This window comes from Pseudomonas sp. B1(2018), from assembly GCF_003097365.1.
GTDB classification, from domain to species: domain Bacteria; phylum Pseudomonadota; class Gammaproteobacteria; order Pseudomonadales; family Pseudomonadaceae; genus Aquipseudomonas; species Aquipseudomonas laurylsulfatiphila.
In genome coordinates this window covers 250017-270902 of the sequence record NZ_PYUK01000001.1, presented here as the reverse complement: position 1 = coordinate 270902, position 20886 = coordinate 250017, and the positions used below count along the sequence as shown (strand labels likewise).

Genomic DNA, 20886 nt, shown 5'->3' with positions numbered 1-20886 from the left:
TCAGCATTCCTTGAGGCCGCTGGATTTGTGCAGCATCCAGTCGACGACGAAGTTGACGCTGACCGTGATCAAGGCCACGGCCAGGGCGGGCAGCAACGGACTGATGTCGCCGAAGGTGATCAGCACGGCGTTATCGCGCACCATGCTGCCCCAGTCGGCGGTGGGCGGTTGAATACCCAGGCCGAGGAACGACAAGGCGCTGATGAACAGGAACACGAAGCAGAAGCGCAGGCCGAACTCGGCAATCAGCGGCGCCGCGGCGTTCGGCAGCACCTCGCGGGTCACCAGCCAGCACAGGCCCTCACCGCGCAGGCGCGCGGCTTCGACGAAGTCCTGCACCACCACGTTCATGGCCACTGCGCGCGACAGGCGAAACACCCGGGTCGCATCCAGCAGCGCAATCACCAACACCAGCGACGTCGCCGTGGTACCGACCACGCTGAGGATCAGCAAGGCGAAGATCAGTTGCGGAATGGCCATGAGGATGTCCACCACCCGCGACAAACCCTGATCGACCCAGCCGCCCTTGATCGCCGCGATCAAGCCGCAGGACCCACCGAGCAAAAACGCCAACACCGTGGTGAGGAAGGCAATGCCCAGGGTGTTGCGCGCGCCATAGACCAGGCGGCTGAACATGTCGCGCCCCAGGTTATCGGTGCCCAACAGGAACTGCCCGCCCCACGGCTCAAAGCCCCCGCCCACCACCTGGGTTTCGCCGAACGGCGCCAACACCGGCGCGAACACCGCCACCAGTACGTACAGCAGGATCATCAACAAACCGAACTGGGCGCTCAGGGGCGCCCGCCACACGTGTTTTAACAGGCTCATGGTCTACCCCTTCGGATGCATCAGGCGTGGGTTGCTGGCAATCGACAGCACATCGGCGCTGGTGTTGAGCAGGATGTAGGTCGCGGCGAAGATCAGGCTGCAGGCCTGCACCACTGGAATGTCGCGCTTGGCCACCGAGTCCACCAGCAACTGGCCGAGCCCCGGATAGACAAACACCACTTCGACCACCACCACGCCGACCACCAGGTACGCCAGGTTCAACGCCACCACGTTGACGATGGGCGCCAGGGCATTGGGCAAGGCGTGGCGGAAGATGATCCGCGACTGGCTGATGCCCTTGAGCCGGGCCATTTCGATGTAGGGGCTGGCCAGCAGGTTGATCAGCGAGGCGCGGGTCATGCGCATCATCTGCGCGATCACCACCAGGCTCAGGGTCGCCACCGGTAACACCGAGCGTTCCAGGATCGTGCCCAACGAAGCGTCCGGCGCCAGGTTGGAAATGCTCGGGAACCAGTTGAGCTTCACCGCGAACACCAGGATCAGGATGTAGGCAACGAAGAACTCGGGGAACGACACCGCGCTCAGGGCCGAGGTGTTGAGCAAGCGGTCGAACCAGCTGTTGCGGTACAGCGCGGCGAGCATCCCCAGACACAACGCCAGCGGCACCGACACCAGGGCCGCCAGCAAGGCGAGGCTGAAGGTGTTGCCCAGGCGCGAGCCGACCAGTTCGGCGATGGGCCGCTGGTTGGCCAGCGATACGCCAAGGTCACCGTGCAACAGCTGCCAGATCCAGTGGCCGAAACGGGTCAGCGGTGGCAAGTCCAGCCCCAGTTGCGCGCGGTAGGCCGCCACGGTTTCCGGGGTGGCCGACTGGCCGAGCATGGCCTGGGCGATGTCGCCCGGGAGCATGCCGACGGCCAGGAAGATGATCACTGAAACGGCGAACAGGGACAGCAGGCCTAATGCGAGGCGCTGTCCCAACAGCTTGAAAATACTTCTCATCGTGCAGTTCCTTGAAAATAGGCACGCTTGCATAATCCTGAAAATTTCTACTGTGGGAACACGCCCCCCCTGTGGGAGCGAGCTTGCTCGCGATAGCGGACTGTCAGCCAACATTGATGTTGAATGTGCTGCCGTCATCGCGAGCAAGCTCGCTCCCACAGTTGATCTCCACAGTTCAACTTTCCGCTTTATGCCTGCCACCAGCGCTCGATCACCCGCAGGCCATCCAGTTCACCGTAGGGCGCCGTCTGCCCGCCGTGAACCACCCGGTTGGAACGCGCCGCCACGGAACTGGCGAACAGCGGCACGATCGCCCCGCCCTCGTCCCGGCACAGCGCCTGCATTTCGTTGTACATCTCGCGGCGCAGCGGGTCGTTCATTTCGCCGCGAGCGGCGTTGAGCAGTTGGTTGAAACGCGGGTTGTCCCAATGGGTTTCGTTCCAGGCCGCCCCCTTGGCGTAGCCGATGCTGAACATGCGGTCGGCGGTCAGGCTGCTGTACCAGAACGAGGTGGTGAAGGGTTGCTTCATCCACACGTTGGAGAAGAAACCATCCGCCGGTTCGCGCACCACGTCGATGTCGATCCCGGCGGCACGCGCCTGCTCCTTGAACAGCACCGAGGCGTCCACCGCGCCGGTGTAGGCCGCGTCGGAGGCTTGCAGGCGCACCTTGAGCGAATCCAGACCGGCCTTCTTCAGGTAGAAGCGCGACTTGTCCGGATCGTAGGTGCGTTGTTCCAGTGCGGTGTTGATGAAGCGGCTGCCGGGCTGGATCGGGTGGTCGTTGCCCACCAGGCCATAACCGTGCAACACCGAGGCCAGCAGGGTTTCGCGGTTGATCGCGTGCTTCATCGCCAGGCGCACATCGTTGTTCAGGAAGACCTGGCTGTCGGTGAGCATCGGGAAGGTATAGTGCTGGGCGCCCTTGGTTTCTTCGATGACCAGGTTCGGGTTGCGCTTGAGCAGCGCGACGGTTTTCAGGTCGACCTTGTTGATCACATCCACTTGCCCGGTGACCAGCGCATTGACCCGTGCCGCGCCGTCGGAGATCGCGATCAACTCGGCGCTGGCGAAGTGCGCGCGCCCCGGTTTCCAGTAATCGGGGCTGCGTTCCAGGGTCATGCGCACGCCCGGTTCGAAGTCCTTGAGGCGATAGCCACCGGTACCGGCGCCGGCCTGCCAGTCTGCCGCGCCGTCCTTGCTCGGCATGATCGCCAGGTGGTAATCGGCAACCACATAGGAGAAGTCGGCGTTGCCCGAGTGCAGTTCGAACACCACGCTGTCGCTGCCGTTGGCGCTGACCTTGGCCACGTCGCCCAGCACGGTCTTGGCTGCCGAGGTGGATTTTTCGCCCAGGTGATGCTGGATCGACGCCACCACGTCCTCGGCGGTCAGGGTCTTGCCGTTGTGGAAGGTCACGCCCTGACGAATCTTGAAAGTCCAGACACGCGCGTCCGGGGTCGAGGTCCAGCTTTCGGCCAGTTCGGGGATGGCCGTGCCGTCGACGGCAATTTCGGTCAGGGTGTTATAGACCGCCGAGAAGCCGACGAAGGTGAAGGTGTCGGACCAGGAACCCGGATCTTTCGAGTCCGTGGTGCTGCCACCCGCCAGGCCCAGACGCAACACGCCGCCCGGTTTTGGCGTGGCCTCCCCGGCAAGGGCGCCAAACGGCAGCCCCATGGAGAACGCCCCGGCCACCGCCGCGGCTGCCGCGCTGTACTTCAGGAAGTCCCTGCGCGGGAAGCTGAATTCATGGTTCGCTTGAGTAATCTTGTTTTTGTTATCGCTCATTGCATTGCCCCTGATCAAAAAGCTAATGAATTACCGGTTCAAAACCACGCAAGACACCGGGCCAGGGCCCGGTGCATACAACGTTCGAATCGCCAACCGTCACACCTGGATCGCCTTCACTTCGACGAACTCGTTGAGCCCCTCCTCACCCCACTCCCGGCCATTGCCCGATTGTTTGTAGCCACCGAACGGCGCCTGGTAATTGAACGCCGCGCCATTGAGGAAGCACTGGCCGGCGCGCATCTGCCGGCCCAGGTGCAAGGCACGCTCGGCACTGCCGGCCCAGACGCCACTGGACAGGCCGAACGGCGAGTCGTTGGCGATCTGCACCGCTTGCGCCTCGTCGGTGTAGGGAATCAGGCACAGCACCGGGCCGAAGATTTCTTCCTGGGCGATGCGCATGCGGTTGTCGACATCGGCGAACAGCGTCGGGCTGACATAGAAGCCGCGTTCGAATGCCGACGGCGCGTCACCGCCGCACAGCAGCCGTGCGCCCTCCTGTTGGCCGACCTTGATGTAATCGAGCACGGTGCGTTTTTGCCCCGCGGAACACATAGGTCCGAGGAAGCTTTGCGGATCCAGGGGATCGCCCATGCGCAGGCTCAGGGTCTCCTGCAGGGCGATTTCCACGGCTTCGGCATAGCGGCTGGCCGGCAGCAGCATGCGGGTCAGCGCGGTGCAGGTCTGGCCGGAGTTGATCATCACGTCCTGCACGCCGTAGCGCACGGCCGCGTCCAGATCCGCATCCTCAGCGATCAGCAGCGGCGACTTGCCGCCCAGCTCCAGGCACACCCGTTTCACCGAGGGCGCCGCCGCTTGGGCGACCCGTACTCCGGCGCCGGTGGAGCCGGTAAACGACACCATGTCCACGTCAGGGTGTTTGGCCAGCGCTTCGCCGACTTTCGAGCCCGGCCCGCTGACCAGGTTGAACACCCCGGCCGGCAGGCCGATGTCCTCGATCATCTGCGCCAGCAGGAAGGCATGCAGCGGGGTTTCCTGGCTCGGCTTAATCACTACGGTGCAACCGGCGGCCAGGGCCGGGGCGAGTTTGCCGATCAACTGGTGCAGCGGGTAATTCCACGGGTTGATGAACGCGCAGACGCCCACGGCCTCGCGGATCACCAGCGAATTGCCGACTTCGCGCACCTCGTCCATGAGATGAGCCAGTTCGACGTACTGCTCAAGGCCAGCGATCGGCCCGTCGACCTGCACCGAGCGGCACCATTGCACCGGCATGCCCAACTCAGTGGTGATGACCGAGGCCATCTCGTCAGCGCGGGCACGCAATTGCCCGGCCAGGGCGCGAATGTAACCGGCGCGCACGCTGGAGGGTGTGCGTGACCATGAGTCGAAGGCCCGGCGTGCAGCTGCCACAGCGTTTTCGACATCGAGTTCATCGCCCAGCGGAACACTGCCGCACACTTCCTCGGTGGCCGGGTTGATTACCTCGGCGATCCCTTGCCCCGACGGCTTTTGCCAGCGCCCATCAATGAACAATGCGTTGTGATTAAGCATGAACCTGGGCCTCCATCAATTCCTGGGCACAACGGGCAATGCGCTGGCAGGCATCGCGCAAGGGTTCGGCGCCGACCACCAGACCGAGTCGAATGTGCCCCGCCGCGCTCGGACCAAAGGCCTCGCCGGCCAATACCGACACACCGTGGCGATCGAGCAGACGGTCGGCAAACGCCTGGGCACTGAGCCCGGTCTGGCGGATGTCGAGCATCACGAACATGCCGCCGTCAGGTTTCAACGCCCGCACCCCGGGGCAATCGGCCAGGCTGTCGCACACCAGGTCGCGGCGCTGGCGATAGGCTTCGCGCATGGCCTCCAGTTCGGGCAGATTGCTTTCCAGGGCCACCACGGCAGCGTCCTGAATGAAATCCGGCGAGCCGTAGAGCATGCACAGCGCAAGGTTTTCCAGGTGCGCTGCGAGGGACGGTGGCGCCACCACCCAGCCAACGCGCCAGCCAGTCATGGCGTGGGATTTCGACAGGCTGTTGAGGGTCGCGGTGCGCTCGGCCATGCCTGGCAGGCTCGCCGGGCTGACGTGTTCGCCTTCGAACAGCAGTTCGCTGTAGACCTCGTCGGAAATCAGCCACAGGTCGTGGGCGATGCACAACTCGGCCAGAGCGGCCCAGGTGCTGCGCGGCAGACTGGCGCCGGACGGGTTGTGAGGACTGTTCAGCGCCAGGGCCCGGGTGCGCGGTGTGATGCGTGCGGCGACATCTTCAGGCAATACGCGGAAGCCGTTTTCCGAACGCACCGGCACCGGCACCACCACGGCGCCGCAGGCACCGAACACGGCTTCGTAGGTGACGTACATCGGCTCGGCGACTATCACTTCGTCACCCGGATTGAGCACGCATTGGGCCACGCTGAACAGCGCACATTGTGCCCCGGCCAGCACGGTAACCTGATCGGCCGAAACGCTTTGACCGCTGCGTTGTTGATGGCGCTTGGCAATGGCCTCACGCAGGGCACGCTTGCCGCGCACCTCGGCGTAATGGGTGTTGCCGCTCAGCAGGCTGTCGATGGCACCCTGCACGATGGGCTGTGGCGTGTCGAAATCCGGGTCGCCCACGGACAGCAGCAAAATGTCCTGGCCCTGCTCGCGCAGCGCCAGGGCGCGGTAGTGAATATCCCACGCGGCAGCGCCATCACCGGCGATGCGTTGAGTCAGATCGGAAAAGCGCATGGCTTCGTCCCCTTCAAATACAGATCAGTGCGCGCAGGCATGCTTGAGTTCGATCAAGGTCACGCCGTTACGCTTGAAGCCGTGGCGCAAGTCGGTCTGCAACTCGACCAGGCTTTGCGGCTGGTTCACCGTGCAACCGAACGCACGCGCGAGGGCAGCGAAATCCGGATTGCGCGGCAGTACGCCGATGGGTTCGATGTCCAGCCCAAGCATGTCGTCGCGGATCTGCCCCAGGGCGTCGTTGTTCCACAGCAGCACCACCAGCGGGCTGTCCAGTTCTTCGACTGCCGTCGCCAGTTCCTGCGCGGTGTAGAGGAAACCACCGTCGCCGACCAGCACCAGACCGGGCCGTTGCGGCGCGCCGAACTTGGCGCCGATCCCCGCCGGCAGGCCATAACCCAAGGTGCCGTAGCCTGTCGGGTGCAGCCAGCTGCGGATGGCCAGGCTGTCAAAGGCGTAGTTCCCCGTATACGCAAGCTGGGTCATGTCGGTGCTGATGAAAGCGTTTTCCGGCAGCTCTACAGCAATGCGGTCGAGAATCGCCTGATGGATCGACTGCAACGGGCCATGGCTGGCCTTGACCGCTTCGCGCAACGCGGCAACCGAGGCGATCGCCGTGGCGGCATCCCGCACGTCGGATGGCAGGCGCTCAAGCAAACCGCTGAGGGTTTGTTGTGCATCGCCCTGCAAGGCCACTGCGCAGGGGTAGAAGTCGTTGAATTTGCGCGGGTCGATATCGACACGCAGCAGTTCAGCGTTGAGCGGCAGGCGTTCGCGCCAGAAGTCGGTGTCGGCCATTTCGGTGCCAACCGCCAGCACCACGTCGGCCTCCGCGATCAGGTTCCAGCCCGGCTCCACACACAGGGAGGAACCGGCGTTGAGCGGTGCATCCGGTGGCAGCAGGCCCTTGCCGGCGACGCTGGTGAACAGTGGCGCAGCGAGACGCGTGCTGAGTTCACTGAGTTCCTGCGCGGCATTGAGTGCACCACCACCGGCGATGATCATCGGCCGTTTCGCGTCTTTGAGTTTGGCCACGGCTTGATCCAGCGCAGTGGCGGATGCCGGACCACGACTCGGACGACGCACCACCTCGTTGCTCCAGTCACGAGCGATCGGCGCCGACAGCACGTCCAGCGGCACCGAGATGTGCACCGGGCGCGGGCGCTCGCTGTCGAACACCGCATAGGCTCGGGCGATCAGTTCGGGAAGGTCTTCGGCGGTCAGTGCCACTGCGGAGAACGCGGTAATCGGCGCCGTCATCGCGCGCTGATCCTGACACTCGTGCAGGCTGCCCCAGCCCTTGCCGAGGCTGGCGCTGTGGTTGACGCTGGAAATCACCAGCATCGGAATCGAGTCGGCGTAGGCCTGGCCGATGCCGGTGGCGGCGTTGGTCACGCCGGGACCGGTGATGACGAAGCACACGCCGGGTTTGCCGCTGACCCGGGCATAACCGTCGGCCATGAAGCTGGCGCCCTGCTCATGACGGGTCAGCACGTGGCGAATGCCGCTGCCGGGCAAGCCGCGATACAGCTCCAGGGTGTGTACGCCGGGGATGCCGAACACGGTATCGACGCCGTAGTTGGCCAACAGGCGCACCAGGGCCTGGCCGCCGGTCAAGGTTTTGCTTTGCATGTTCATGTCCTCACTCGTGGCCGAGGCGAATCAACGCATCGACCGCAGTCGTGCCCTGGGCACCGACCAACAATGGGTTCACATCGAGTTCCAGCAATTGCGCGGCGTTTTCGCAGGCGTAGTCGGCCACGGCGCGGATCGCCGTCACCAGGGCGTCGAGGTCAGCAGGCTCGCGGCCACGGAAGCCTTGCAGCAACGGGGCGCTGCGCAGGCTGAGCAAGGCATTGCGGATCGCACCGTCGGTGGTCGGCAGCAACAGGCTGCGACTGTCCTTGAGCAACTCCACCAGAATGCCGCCGGCACCGATTACCAGCGCGAGGCCGAAATCGTTTTCGCGCTTGATGCCGACGATCAGCTCAGCCAGTGGCGGTTTGGCCATTGGCTCGAGCAACAGTTGATCGAAGGCTACGCCCGGGGCGTAGGCGGCGATGCTGGCGCGCATCTTCTCCAGCGCCGCACTCAACGCCGCGCCATCCTTGAGGTTCAGCGCCACGGCGCCGGCCTCGGTCTTGTGCGGCAGCTGTGCGCTGACGGCTTTCAAGACCAGCGGATAGCCCAGTGACTCGGCATCCTTCAGGGCCTGTTCCGGGGTGCTCAATACGCCGTTTGGCGTCGGCAGGCCGAAGGCTTTTAACGCCTGCTTGGAATCCCATTCATTGAGCAAGCGCCCCTCGCCTTCCAGCGCGTGCGGGCACAGCGGTACCAGTGCCGATTCACCCAGAGCGAGCAAGACCTGGCGATTGCGCTGATAACCCGCGATGCGGCCCCAGGCGGCCAGCCCGTCCTCGACGCCCTGCAAGGCCGCGACGCCTTGCGCGTGCAGACGCTCACGGGCGTGGGCCGGCAGCAATTCGGGAAAGGCCGAGGTGACGAAACCGGTCTTGCCGTGGCGCTGCAGTGCCGCGCAGTACAGCTCCAGCAGCAGGTCGCACTCCTTGCGCTCGCCGGTGAACTCCGACGGGTAGTCGAGCACCAGCATGGCCGCGTCGGCTTCGGTGCGCAGGGCGCTGTCGAGCATGCGGTTCAAGGCTTCGCCGTCGCCCCAGATCGCCGTGGTGAAATCCAGCGGGTTGACCAGGTTGGCGTAGGTCGGCAGCACGTGCGCGAGTTCGCCGACCTGTCCTTGATCGAGTTTCGGCAGGCCCAGTTCGTTGCGTTCGGCGTAGTCGGCAATCAGGCCGGCGTCACCACCGGAACAGGCCAGTGCGATCAGGCTGTTACCCGCTGGCAGGTTGCCGCAGGCCGCGGCCTTGAGGGTTTCGACAAAACTCACCGGGCCGCTGACACGGATCACCCCGAGACGGTCGAACAGCGCGTCGTACAGCGCATCGGAGCCGGACAGCGAACTGGTGTGACTCAGGGCCAGTTCGGCGCCGATCTGCGACACGCCGGTTTTCAGGGCGATGATCGGGATGCCCTTCTCCAGCGCCTTGTGCGCGGCGCGGGCAAAACCCGGGACGTTTTTCAGGCCTTCGAGGTGCAGGCCGATGGCGGTGACCCGCGGTTCGTCGAGCAACACGTCCATCAATTCAGCCACGCCCAGTTGCGCCTGATTGCCCACCGACGCCATGTAGGCCACCGGCAACGAGCGGTCGCTCATGGACAGGTTGTAGGCAAAGTTGCCGCTCTGGGTCAGCACCGCCACACCCTTCTCCACCGCTTTGCCGCCATGGGCCACCGGCCACAGCGCGGAGCTGTGCAGGTAGTCGAGCAGGCCGTAGCAGTTAGGGCCGAGCAAGGCCATGTCGCCAGCGGCCTTAAGCAATTGCTGTTGCAGGGCCTGGCCTTCGGCACCGGTTTCAGCGAAGCCGGAGGCGTAGCAGATCGCGCCGCCCGCGCCGATGGCGGCCAGCTCGGCCACGCAGGTCAGGGTGAGTTCGCGGTTGGTGGCGATGAACACCGCGTCCGGGCCGCAAGGCAGCTCGGCGACGCTGCGCACGCAGGGTACGCCTTCGAGGCTGTCGTGCTGCGGATTAACCAGCCACATTTGCCCTGGGTAGCCGCCTTCGGCACAGCGCTTGAGGGCGCGCGCCATGCTGCGGCCGCCGACGAACGCCAGGTGTTGCGGCGCGAGCATGCGTTTGAGGTTGTCACGAATGGTTTGGGACATGGGAGTTCTCCGGGCCGGTCAGCGCAGCAGCGGCCGCAGCAGCTCGCGGGAAATGATGTGGCGCTGGATTTCCGAGGTGCCTTCCCAGATCCGTTCGATCCGTGCGTTACGCCAGATGCGCTCCACCGGACCTTCGTCCATCAGGCCCATGCCGCCGAAAATCTGCACCGCTTCGTCGGCGGTACGGCCGAGCACTTCACTGGCGAACAGCTTGGCCATGCCGGCCTCGCCATCGGTCATGGTGCCCTGGTCCATTTTCCACGCGGTGTGCAGGGTCAGCAGTTCGGCGGCGCGGATCTGCGTGGCCATGTCGGCCAACTTGAACGACACGCCTTGGTAAGTGCCGATCGGCTGGCCGAATTGCTTGCGGTCCGCCGCCCATTGCAGCGAGACATCCAGTGCACGCTGGGCCTGACCGACGCAGTTGGCCGCGACCATCACGCGGCCGGCGGTCAGCCAGGCGTTGGCCACATCCCAACCCTTGCCGACTTCGCCCAGCACTTTGCTGGCCGGTACGCGGCAGTCGTCGAAGAACATTTCGAAGGTGTGGTAACCCCGGTTGCTCACGCACTTGGGTCCACGGCGAATGGTCATGCCCGGGGTGTTGCGGTCGACCAGGAACGAGGTCACGGCGTTACGCTTTTTGCCGTTGTGTTCGTAGGTGTCGGTCACGGCGAAGACGATGGCGAAATCGGCATGCCCGGCGTGGCTGATGAAATGCTTGCTGCCGTTGAGAATGAAGTCGTCGCCCTCACGCACGGCACGGGTCTTGATCGCATTGGCATCGGAACCGGCACCCGGCTCGGTCAGGGCGAAGCAGTCGATTTTCTCGCCCTGGATGCACGGCAACAGGTAGTCGTTGATCTGGTCGCCGGTGCAGGCCATGAGGATCTTCGACGGCCGCGCGACGAACACGTGCAGCGCCCAGGACACTTTGGACAGCTCACGTTCGATCAGCGCCTGGGACAGGTAGTCCAGGCCACCGCCGCCCACTTCTTCGGGCATGTTGAAGGCGTAGAACCCGGCGGCGATCGCCTTGCCGCGAATCTGCGCCGCCAGCTCCGGGGACACCTCGTCGGCGCGGTCGACTTGCTCTTCATAGGGCAGCAGTTCCTTCTCGACGAAGCTGCGTACCGAGTCCACCAACATTTCTTGTTCTTGGGTCAGTTGGAAATTCATGGTGCTACCTGTTGTTCGTGTGCTGAAAGAAGTGTGGGAATCAACGGCCGACGAAACGTGCCGGGCGTTTTTCCATGGCGGCACGCAGGGCTTCGTTGCCGTCTTCACTGCGCCCGCACAACAGGCCCGCGGCGAGTTCGGCTTGCAGTTGTTCCGCCAGGCTGCGGTCGGCGCCTTCGCGCATGAGTTTTTTGGTCTGGGCAAAGGCGAACGTCGGCCCGGCGGCCAGGCGTGCGGCCAGTTCGCTGGTGACCGTCAACAACTGATCGTCGGCACAGACATCGCCGACCAAGCCGGCATCGAGGGCACGGTCAGCACCCCACAGTTCATCGAGGAACAGCAGGCGCTTGGCCTGTTCGCTGCCGATCAGGCGTGGCAGGTGCCAACTGGCGCCGGCATCCGGCGAGTACGCCATGCTGGTGTAGCCGGCCTTGAAGCGTGCCGACTGGCCGGCAATGCGAAGGTCGCAACACAGGGTCAGGTCCATCCCGGCGCCGACGGCGGTACCGTTGATGGCGGCGATGGTGGGTTTTTCCAGGCTGTGCAGGCGAGTCATCAAGGCGTGGGCAGTCTCGGTCCAGCCGTAGGTTTCCAGTGCGCCCCGGGCTTCGGCATCCGCCCATTCATCGAGGTCGGCACCCGCACAGAAGCTGCGGCCACTGCCCGTCAACACCACCACACGCACCGCTGGATCGGCGTTGAAACCGTCGAGCAAGGCGTGCAGGTTTTTCAGCGTCGGAACGTCCAGCGCATTGCGCTGGGCCGTGCGATTGAGGGTGATCCAGGCAACGCCTGCTTCGACCTGGCTGAGCAGCGACGATTGAGTGGTCATGGGAATCCTCGAATTATTGTGATTGGTCTGAGGTGATGCGACTTGAGGCCATACTAAACGAGTGTTCAGTAAGGCGGCAATCGGTGGGGAAATGGGCTGTAACAGCTTTAGAAATGAGACAACCTATTGTTTTTATTGGGTTTAATTCTTTTGCTGGGGGATGGCGCGGTTGCTTTGTTACAACTTTGAACAACTGTGGACACGATGACGCAAGGATCGCAGCCTTCGGCAGCTCCTACAGGGATACAGGCGTACCCGAGCAATGTAGGAGCTGCCGAAGGCTGCGATCTTTTGATTTTGTCGGGAACACAAAACCACTGTGGGAGCGAGCTTGCTCGCGATTGCGGTGGATCAGTCAACAGTGATGTTGAACCTGATGCCGCCATCGCGAGCAAGCTCGCTCCCACAGGGAATGTGTTGGATTGAAGGAATTAAACAGTCGGCAAGCTCGGTGCCAGCACCGTCTGACGCTTGCGATGAATCAGGAAGTACGCGCCATAGCACAGCGCAATGAAGCCAAACCCCCAATACAGCGACGGACGCTGGGTTTCATCCAGGGCCAGGAACACGAACAGCGAGCAGCACAGCGTGATGCACATCAGCGGCAATACCGGGAACCAGGGTGCGCGGTATTTCAGGTCGCTGAGTTTGCCACCGTCGCGCAGGTACGCCTTGCGGAACTTGTACTGCGCCAGGGCGATGACGATCCAGGTCACGGTGCCGGACATGCCGCTCACCGCCATCAGCACCATGAACAAGGTGTCGGCGGCGACGAAGCTGGTCATCAGCGACACCAGCGCGAAGCACAAGGTGATGCTCAGCGCCCGCAACGGCACGCCACGCTTGCTCAAAGGCGACAGGCTTTTCGGCGCCATGCCGGTTTTCGACATCGCCCACAGGATGCGTGTCGAGGCATAGAGGCCGGAGTTGCCCACCGACAGGATCGCGGTGAGGATCACGAAGTTCATCAGGTCGGCGGCGTAGGGAATGCCAACCATGTCGAACACCTGCACGAACGGGCTTTCCATCAGTCCCGCCTGCTGCCACGGCACGATGGCCGACAGCACGATAATCGCCAGCACATAGAAAATCAGCACGCGGAACACCACGTTGCGCACGGCGCGGGGAATGCTCTTTTCCGGCTGGTCGGTTTCCCCGGCGGCCACGCCCATGATCTCGCAACCCTGGAACGCGTAGACCACGGTCATCATCACCGCGAACACGGCGGACAGACCGTTGGGGAACAGCGAATCGCCGATCAGGTTGGTCGCCATAGGTGCCGGTGCGCCGCTGCTCAGGGGCATCACGCCGAAGATCACCAGCACGCCGACCACGATGAAACCGAGAATGGCCGCGACCTTGATCCCCGAGAACCAGTATTCGGCTTCACCGAAAGCGCGGGTGGCCATGGCGTTGATGCCGAACAGCACCACCACGAACAGCGCCGACCAGTACCAGATCGGCACCGCCGGGAACCAGCGGGTCATCAACATGCCGGCGGCGGTGAATTCCAGGCCGACGGTGGTGGCCCAGCTCATCCAGTACACCCAGCCGATCATGAACCCGGTGGCCGGGCCGATGTATTTGGTGGCGTGAGTCTGGAACGAACCGGACACCGGCATCTGCACCGACAGTTCGCCCAGGCAGACCATCACCAGGTACATCAGGAAACCCGCGACCAGGTAAGCCAGGATCGCCTCCACCGGGCCGCCTTGGTTGATGGTCACGCCGGAGCCCATGAACAGCCCGGTGCCGATGACGCCGCCCAGGGACAGCATGAAGATGTGCCGGCTCTTGAGGGCGCGAGTCAGCTGGATGCCTTTTTGCTGGGTGCTGCGATCAGAGTTTTCGTTCATGTCGGCACCTCAGCAGTCGTTGAGGTGAACAGCGCGCGACAGGACGTCACTGCGCAGGGAGGGATCAGCTTTACGGCAATTCATTATTATTATCTCCAATAAGCTTCGAAGACCGCGCTGCGGCGGTTGCGTCGATTATTGGAAAGCCATGTAAGTTCGCGTTGACCGTAAAGATCGAAGTTGTAGAAAGTCGTAACAAATTTGTACGTCAGCTCTGCAACAGGCCTTTGAGGGTATCGATCGAGTGCTGCAATTGCTCATCCAGCGCGGTGCTCATGCGCTGGATGTCCGATTCATCGTTGGCCAACGCCAGGGTTTCCAGCGTCCTCAAGGTGCTGGCCAAGGCCCTGAAACCCAGGGAATCGCAGCTGCCGGCCAGACGGTGCGCCAGTTGCGCGACCTCTGTGCAGTCAGCGGCGGCCATGGCTTCATGCAGCGCATCGCGGTGCTGCAGGATCGAGTCGCGCAACACCGCCAGCAGGCCCTGGACCTTTTGCTCACCGAGCAAGGTGCGATGGGTCTGCAACAGCGGCCAGTCCATCGCTTCATCGCTCATCAGCGCCCCGGCGATGTGAGTACGCCCTTCCAGCACCTGGCGCAGGTTTTCCAGCTTCAAGGGCTTGGCCAGGACGCCGTCCATGCCGGCCTCCAGATAACCGCGCACCAATGCCGGTTGCACGCTGGCGGTCAGGGCGAAGATGCGCGTATGACGGTTCGGCCCGTCGCTGTGGCGGATCTGCCGGCATAACTCGACACCGCTGATGCCCGGCAGGTGCACGTCCAGCAACAGCAAATCGAAAGCCTGCGTTGTGCAGTGTTGCAGCGCCTGCTCCGCGTCGTCGGCGAGCCACACCCGATGGCCGTCACGCTGCAGCAAACCCTTGGCCACTTCCCGGTTGAGCGCCACGTCTTCGACCACCAGGATATCCAGTGCCGGCCCCGCCGCCCGAACCGCCGGGGTCTCAGCCACGCCGCTGGCCGGCTGCAAGCACAGCTCGAACCAGAAACAACTGCCGCGCCCCTCCTCGCTGTCCACGCCGATGCAGCCGCCCATCTGTTCCACCAGGTGTTTGCAGATCGCCAGCCCCAACCCGGTACCACCAAAACGTTGCGCGACTTCTTCGCTGGCCTGGGTGAAGCGCTCGAAAATCTTCGCCTGCATCGCCGGGGCTATGCCGATGCCGTCGTCAGTGACACTGACCCGCAGCCGCTGTCCCACTTGTTCGCCGGTTTCGCTGAGAAGCACCACCTGGACGCTGACTTCGCCGCCCTCGGTGAACTTGATCGCGTTGGCCAGCAGGTTGCTCAGCACCTGGCGCAGGAACTGCTCGGCGCCGTGGTGATGCTCGGCAATCCGTTGATCGACCCGGCAACTGAGGATGGTATCGTTGTTCAAGGCTCGCGGTTCCAGCAGCGTCAGCACTTCGTCGAGCAACTGGCGCAGCGAGAAATCCACCGGCTCGGGATGGCTGACGCCCTCCTCCAGCTTGGCGAAATACAGCACTTCGTTGAGGATCGTCAGCAAGCCTTCGCCGGCCTTGTGCAAGGCATCCAGGCGCTTGCCGTCCCGGGCATCCAGGCGCGCGCCGCGCAACAATTCAGCCATGCCGAGGATGCCGTTGAGGGGCGTGCGCAGTTCGTGGCTCATGGTCGCCAGGAACCGCGATTTGGCAAGGTTGGCCGCTTCCGCTTCATCCTTGGCGCGCATCAGGCTGGCGGTGCGGCGCTCGACCATTTTCAGCAGCTCGTCACGGTTGTCCTGCAAGGCCAGGCGATCGCTTTCCCGGCGCTCGATGTCGTGCAGGATCGCCCGGCGCATGTCGTCCAGGGCATGGGCCACGGTATCGATTTCGTCGCTGCCGCGGCGTTTGTCCAGTTGCAGGGGTTCCTGCCATTCACCGGCAGCGATGCGCCGGGCGAACTCGGCCATGACTTTCAGGTGTCGGGTCACCAGTCGATAAAACAAGCCCGACAAGGCAACGGCCAGACCGCAGAGAAACACCGCCATCCACAACAGGCTGGTCAAACCGGTGGCGTAGAGACGTTGGTACACCGCGCCCAGATCGGTGCTGACTTCCAGTTCACCCAGGTGGCGCAACGGGCCGGACGGCGGCTGATAGTCCAGGGCAAAGCGCTCGATACGCAGTGGTCCGACCGGCTCGGGATTGCCCTGTACCAGGTCGAAATCGGCACCGGTCAAGTGCACCCGCGCGACATCGGAGAAGTCCACCAGCCCGCGCAACTGCACGTTCAACTGCTCCTGGTTCAAGTCCCAGAGGCTGCGTTCCAGGCTGGCCAGATACCCGGCGCGGATCAGTTCCATGCGCGAATCGATGTCGCGCATTTCCCGTCGATACTCGATGTACAGTTGCACGCTGCTGGCCAGCACGGTGAAGCACAGGCTGAACAACAGAATGAACAGCAACAGGCGTCGCAACAGTCCACCGGGACGGGCACGAATCATTGCGCATCCGCCGGCAGATTGATCATGTCGCGATAGGTCACTTCGCTTTCGTTGAGCCAGCGCTCGATGTCACCGGCGTCGACCATGCGCTGCAATTGCGCATTGATCTCGGGCATGCGATTGGCCAGGGGCGAGCGCCGCGACACGGCGACCCGCAGATAGTCCACGCTCAAGGCCTTGGGCAAGGCGACGATGTCCTGGCCGCCGGGCAGGTTTTCCACGTACAACTGGCCGGTGCGCCGCTCCTGGGTGATGAAGTCGATGCGCCCGCGAATCAGCTTGCCGAAGTTCTGGTGGCTGTCGGACACCCATTCGATGTTGTTGTTGCGCGCGACCATGCGATCGAACTCCACCCCATAGCTCTCACCGAACAACAGGCCGCCACGGTAATGGGCCAGGTCGTCCAGCTGTTCGAATTTCACCGGGTGTTGACGGTTGATGAACAGCGCCACTTCTTCACGCAGTACCGGCACCGTCGAGAACAGCATGCTCTGCTCCCGTTGCGCGGTACTGTAGGCCAGCACCACATCGACCCGACCTTCGGCGGCGTCCAGCAGGCAGCGTTTCCAGTTGCCCAGCACGACCATCTCGACTTCGTACCCCAACCGGCCGAACAGGTTTTTCACCACGCTCGGCGCCAGGCCGCGCACCTGCTTGCCATCGCTCCAGGAAATCGGCGGGTACACCGGGTAATCGCAATAGCGAACCTTGTCCGCCGCGACGACATGGCCGGCCACCAGCAGCGCCAGCAGGCAAAGCCATCGCGCCATCCGGTTCAGGCCGCTACGCCGGCGGTGAACAGGTAACCGGCGCCGTGAATGGTGATGATCAACTGCGGTTCGGCCGGATCGTCGTGCAACTTGCGACGCAGACGCCCGACCAGCACGTCGATGGAGCGGTCGTTGGGCACCCATTCGCGGTTGCGGATCTGGTCCATCAATTGATCGCGGCTGAGGGTGTGGCCGCTGTTGCGCAGGAACACGCTGAGCAACTGGTATTCGCCGTGGGTCAGCAGGGTTTCGTTGCCCGATGGATCGATCAGGCGACGGCGGTCGGTGTCCAGCGCCCAATCGGCGAACTGCTTGACCGGTTTGGCCAGCGCAACGGCTGGCTGTGGCGTTTGCGCATGACGTACCCGGCGAATCAGGTTTTTCGCCCGGGACACCAGTTCCCTTGGGTTGAGGGGTTTGATCACATAGTCATCGGCGCCGCATTCGAGGCCGACAATGCGGTCGATTTCGTCGTTGCGCCCGGTGATCAGGATGATCCCGACCTCCGAACGCACCCGCAGCTCGCGGGTCAGGGTCAGGCCGTCCTTGCCCGGCAGGCGGATGTCGAGCATCACCAGGTCGACGGTCTGGCTGGCCAGGAAAGTTTCCGCCAGTTCCGCCGTGGCGGCGCAATGGACGTCGTAGCCTTCCTGGGACAGGTAGGCGTGCAGCAGATCGCGAATCAGCGGATCGTCATCGACGATCAGTACCCGAGGAGTCATCGCTTGGTGTCCGGCTCAGGCCCGAAGGCCAGTTTCTTATTAGAGTGTTTTCCCGCATCGGCGCCAGAGAGTATCCAGTGTTGAACAACTGATCAACAGTCGCTCGTCTGCACGCAAAAGCGCTGGCGTCCCCCGGCCTGCAAACCATCGACCCAGGCCTCGCAAATCTGGATGCCCTGTTCCGGGGTAAAGGTGCCGGGGTTCAGCCCGGACTCCAGCCACAGGCCGTCGAGCAAGGCGCTGAGGCTGATGGCGGCGAGGTCGGCGTCGAAATTTTCCCAGCCCTCTTCCTGGGCCAGTTCCGCCAGCACCTTGCGCAGGATGGCGCGATACTCGCCATAGGAATGATCGTGAGCCTTGTTGATGGCCTCGGCGGTTTTCACCGCGCCCCAGAACGCCAGCCAGGCATCGATCAGTTGCGGATCGAGCAGTTCGGCGGAAAACGAACCGCGAAAAAATGCCGACAACCGCTCCCGGGCATTCGGTGCGGCTTGCTCCATGGCGTCGCGCAACAAGGTCATGACCCGCCCGGTGATCGCCATGTAGGCTTCGGCCACCAGTTCATCCTTGCCGGAATAGTGATGGCTGATCAGCCCCACCGAGACCCCGGCCTCGGCGGAAATCTTGCGGATCGACGCGCCCTGGAAGCCGTGACGCTTGAGGCACACCAGCGTTGCCTCGATCAGGTTGGCTTTGCGCAGCTCCGGTTCCATGCGGGAAAAACGGGCTTCCTGGTTCATGGGCAACACGCTCCTTGGTTCAATCGTTTGGGCCTGCGCGGGTTGGCGGCGGGCTGAACGACTGTACAGCAAGAGTGGGCCATGTCTCCAGTCAAGAGCAAGCAAGATAGACCGCGGTGCCGCCATCGCTGGCAAGCCAGCTCCCACAATGTTTTCGGGTGCTCACAGATTTTGTGTACACCCACTAACCCTGTGGGAGCTGGCTTGCCAGCGATGAGGCCGGCCCGTTCAACACAAGGGCAGTGCTAGTCGCGATACCCCGGCGCCACCCGATCCAGCATCCGCAACAACGCCGCCCAGGCCAGTTGCATCGCATCCGGATCGTTCAACTCGCCCTCTTCCAACGGCCGCCCCGGATCATTGAACTGCCGCTCGGTGTGCGCGCAGACCTCGTGCGACGGCAGAACAATTTCACCGGCCGCTTGCGCGGCCAACTGGATTTCGCAGGCTTTTTCCAGGTAGTACATGCGCAGGAACGCCTGGCTCACCGTCTCGCCCACGGTCAGCAAACCATGGTTGCGCAGCATCAGGACCGACTTGTCGCCCAGGTCCGCCACCAGCCGTTGCTGCTCACTCAGGTCCAGCGCCACGCCTTCGTAATCGTGATAAGCGACGCGGCCATAGAACTCCATGGAAATCTGATTGACCGGCAACAACCCGCACTTCAACGCCGCCACCGCGCACCCGGATTTGGTGTGGGTGTGCAGCACGCACTGCGCATCCTCACGAGCACCGTGGATGGCGCTGTGAATCACGAAACCGGCCGGGTTGACCGGGTACGGCGAGGTCTCTACGGCACGGCCGTTGAGGTCGATTTTCACCAGGTTGGACGCGGTGATTTCGTCGAACATCAGCCCATACGGGTTGATCAGAAAGTGATGCTCCGGCCCCGGAATGCGCACCGAGATGTGGGTGAAGATCAGGTCGGTCATGCGAAAGTGCGCAATCAGGCGGTAGCAGGCCGCCAGTTCCTCACGCAGGCGCTGCTCGGTGGCGCTGCGCTCAGGGGCCAGGTGGCTGGCGATTTTGTTCATGGTCGGGGTTCTCCAGGGTGATCGGCTGGGCAGACAGTAAGGCTGGACGCTTGGACACGTCCAGCCATCCGCGTTTATTTGCTGGCCCAGGCGTTGAAGCGCTCTTCCAGCTCTTCGCCATGATCGACCCAGAAGCCGACGTTCATCGACAGCGCGCCCTTGAGGTTCTGCGGCGCGGTGGGCACCCATTGCGCCAGCTTGTCGTCCAGCCGTGCGGCGGCCTGGATGTTGGTCGGGCCGTAGGGGATCTGCTGCACGTAGTTGACCTGGGCGTCCGGCTGATTGGCGAAGGCGATGAAGCGCTTGGCCTGGTCCACGTGCCTGGAGCCTTTGATGATCGCCCAGTAGTCCATGCCGTACAGGCTGCCGGGCCAGACCAGGCCGAGGTGACTGCCTTTCTGCGCGGCGTCGGCGATGCGTCCGCTGTAGGTCGAGGTCATCACCACGTCGCCGGCGGTCAGCCACTGCGGCGGCTGCGCGCCCGCCTCCCACCACTGGATGTACGGCTTGAGTTCAGTGAGCTTGGCGAATGCCCGGTCCACGCCTTGCGGAGTGCCGAGTACTGTGTAGACGTCTTCGGTCTTGACCCCGTCCGCCAGCAAGGCGAATTCCAGGTTGTACACCGCACGTTTGCGCAGTCCGCGCTTGCCGGGGGTTTTCTTCACGTCCCAGAAGTCTGCCCAGGAGGTCGGGGCCTGGGCCAGTTTGTCGGTGTCGTAGGCAATCGCCACGCTCCACACCAGTGCGGCGGAACCGCATTCCTGTGCCGCTTCGGGGATCAACTGGTCGGCGTGGCCCAGGCGGGTCCAGTCCAGGCGCTCGTACATGCCCTCCTCGCAGCCGCGCATCAGGTCCGGGCCTTCGATCTGCACCACGTCCCAGTCGACGTTGCCGGTGTCGACCATCACTTTGATCTTGGCCATCTCGCCGTTGTATTCGCTCTGGATCACCTTGCTTTGATCCACGGCGGCGAAGGGTTGAAAGAACGCCACGTCCTGGGCTTTTTGTCCGGCTCCGCCGTATCCGACCACCACCATGTCCGATGCTGCCTGTGCGCTGCCCAGGCCCATGGCCACGGACAACACCAAGGGATAAAAACCGTGCTTGAGCGTGTGCGATTTCATCGAGGGTTCCTCTTGCAGGTGCCGCCCGGACAGAGGCCGGCGCAGCCCTTTTTATTGTTGTGAGGTACGGCCCGGGAGCGGGCTCGAAATGAAATTACTCCACGCCACAGTAAAAAAACAAGTTGATTTTTTACTGAAGGTAAA

Annotated in this window: 16 protein-coding genes; all 16 read right to left on the bottom strand. The window is 63.3% G+C overall.

What is annotated here, in order from left to right; all coding sequences use genetic code 11:
- The 16 genes from C9422_RS01110 to C9422_RS01030 all read right to left on the bottom strand — a co-directional run bounded on the left by C9422_RS01110 (window position 1) and on the right by C9422_RS01030 (window position 20742).
- Window positions 1-828: an ABC transporter permease gene (locus C9422_RS01110; protein WP_007980721.1), complete on the bottom strand. Its 828-nt coding sequence runs from the start codon at window positions 826-828 to the stop codon at window positions 1-3.
- Between the two features lie 3 nt (window positions 829-831).
- Window positions 832-1791 (bottom strand): ABC transporter permease, encoded by a 960-nt coding sequence (locus C9422_RS01105; protein WP_116579363.1) that lies wholly within the window; start codon window positions 1789-1791, stop codon window positions 832-834.
- A gap of 188 nt (window positions 1792-1979) precedes the next feature.
- Window positions 1980-3581, bottom strand: coding sequence for an ABC transporter substrate-binding protein (locus C9422_RS01100; RefSeq protein WP_116579362.1), 1602 nt, complete (start codon window positions 3579-3581; stop codon window positions 1980-1982).
- A gap of 99 nt (window positions 3582-3680) precedes the next feature.
- Window positions 3681-5096 (bottom strand): aldehyde dehydrogenase family protein, encoded by a 1416-nt coding sequence (locus C9422_RS01095; protein WP_116579361.1) that lies wholly within the window; start codon window positions 5094-5096, stop codon window positions 3681-3683.
- Window positions 5089-6279 carry a pyridoxal phosphate-dependent aminotransferase gene (locus C9422_RS01090; RefSeq protein ID WP_116579360.1) on the bottom strand — a complete coding sequence of 397 codons (1191 nt, stop codon included), beginning with the start codon at window positions 6277-6279 and terminating at the stop codon, window positions 5089-5091. Before C9422_RS01090 ends, C9422_RS01095 begins: the two co-directional genes overlap by 8 nt.
- 24 nt (window positions 6280-6303) lie before the next feature.
- The gene (locus C9422_RS01085) at window positions 6304-7911 is read right to left on the bottom strand and encodes a 5-guanidino-2-oxopentanoate decarboxylase (protein WP_116579575.1); all 1608 of its coding nucleotides are present in this window, start codon (window positions 7909-7911) and stop codon (window positions 6304-6306) included.
- A 10-nt stretch (window positions 7912-7921) separates the two neighbouring features.
- On the bottom strand, window positions 7922-10021 hold the full coding sequence (locus C9422_RS01080; RefSeq protein WP_116579359.1) for an acetate--CoA ligase family protein: 2100 nt from the start codon (window positions 10019-10021) through the stop codon (window positions 7922-7924).
- A gap of 18 nt (window positions 10022-10039) precedes the next feature.
- Complete coding sequence (locus C9422_RS01075; protein ID WP_007981552.1) at window positions 10040-11200, bottom strand: acyl-CoA dehydrogenase family protein; 1161 nt, start codon at window positions 11198-11200, stop codon at window positions 10040-10042.
- A 40-nt stretch (window positions 11201-11240) separates the two neighbouring features.
- Window positions 11241-12032 (bottom strand): enoyl-CoA hydratase/isomerase family protein, encoded by a 792-nt coding sequence (locus C9422_RS01070; protein WP_116579358.1) that lies wholly within the window; start codon window positions 12030-12032, stop codon window positions 11241-11243.
- Window positions 12033-12463: 431 nt separating this feature from the next.
- The gene (locus C9422_RS01060) at window positions 12464-13888 is read right to left on the bottom strand and encodes an amino acid permease (protein WP_116579357.1); all 1425 of its coding nucleotides are present in this window, start codon (window positions 13886-13888) and stop codon (window positions 12464-12466) included.
- A gap of 208 nt (window positions 13889-14096) precedes the next feature.
- Entirely contained in the window at window positions 14097-16352 is a 2256-nt protein-coding gene (locus tag C9422_RS01055) for an ATP-binding protein (protein ID WP_116579356.1), read from the bottom strand.
- Window positions 16349-17122: an ABC transporter substrate-binding protein gene (locus C9422_RS01050; RefSeq protein ID WP_116579355.1), complete on the bottom strand. Its 774-nt coding sequence runs from the start codon at window positions 17120-17122 to the stop codon at window positions 16349-16351. Before C9422_RS01050 ends, C9422_RS01055 begins: the two co-directional genes overlap by 4 nt.
- A gap of 5 nt (window positions 17123-17127) precedes the next feature.
- Entirely contained in the window at window positions 17128-17844 is a 717-nt protein-coding gene (locus tag C9422_RS01045) for a response regulator (protein WP_116579354.1), read from the bottom strand.
- A 92-nt stretch (window positions 17845-17936) separates the two neighbouring features.
- Window positions 17937-18584, bottom strand: a complete 648-nt coding sequence (locus C9422_RS01040) for a TetR family transcriptional regulator C-terminal domain-containing protein (RefSeq protein WP_007974341.1) — start codon at window positions 18582-18584, stop codon at window positions 17937-17939.
- A 245-nt stretch (window positions 18585-18829) separates the two neighbouring features.
- On the bottom strand, window positions 18830-19618 hold the full coding sequence (locus C9422_RS01035; RefSeq protein WP_116579353.1) for a class II aldolase/adducin family protein: 789 nt from the start codon (window positions 19616-19618) through the stop codon (window positions 18830-18832).
- Window positions 19619-19692: 74 nt separating this feature from the next.
- Window positions 19693-20742: an ABC transporter substrate-binding protein gene (locus C9422_RS01030; protein WP_007974336.1), complete on the bottom strand. Its 1050-nt coding sequence runs from the start codon at window positions 20740-20742 to the stop codon at window positions 19693-19695.
- Between the last annotated feature and the right edge of the window lie 144 nt (window positions 20743-20886).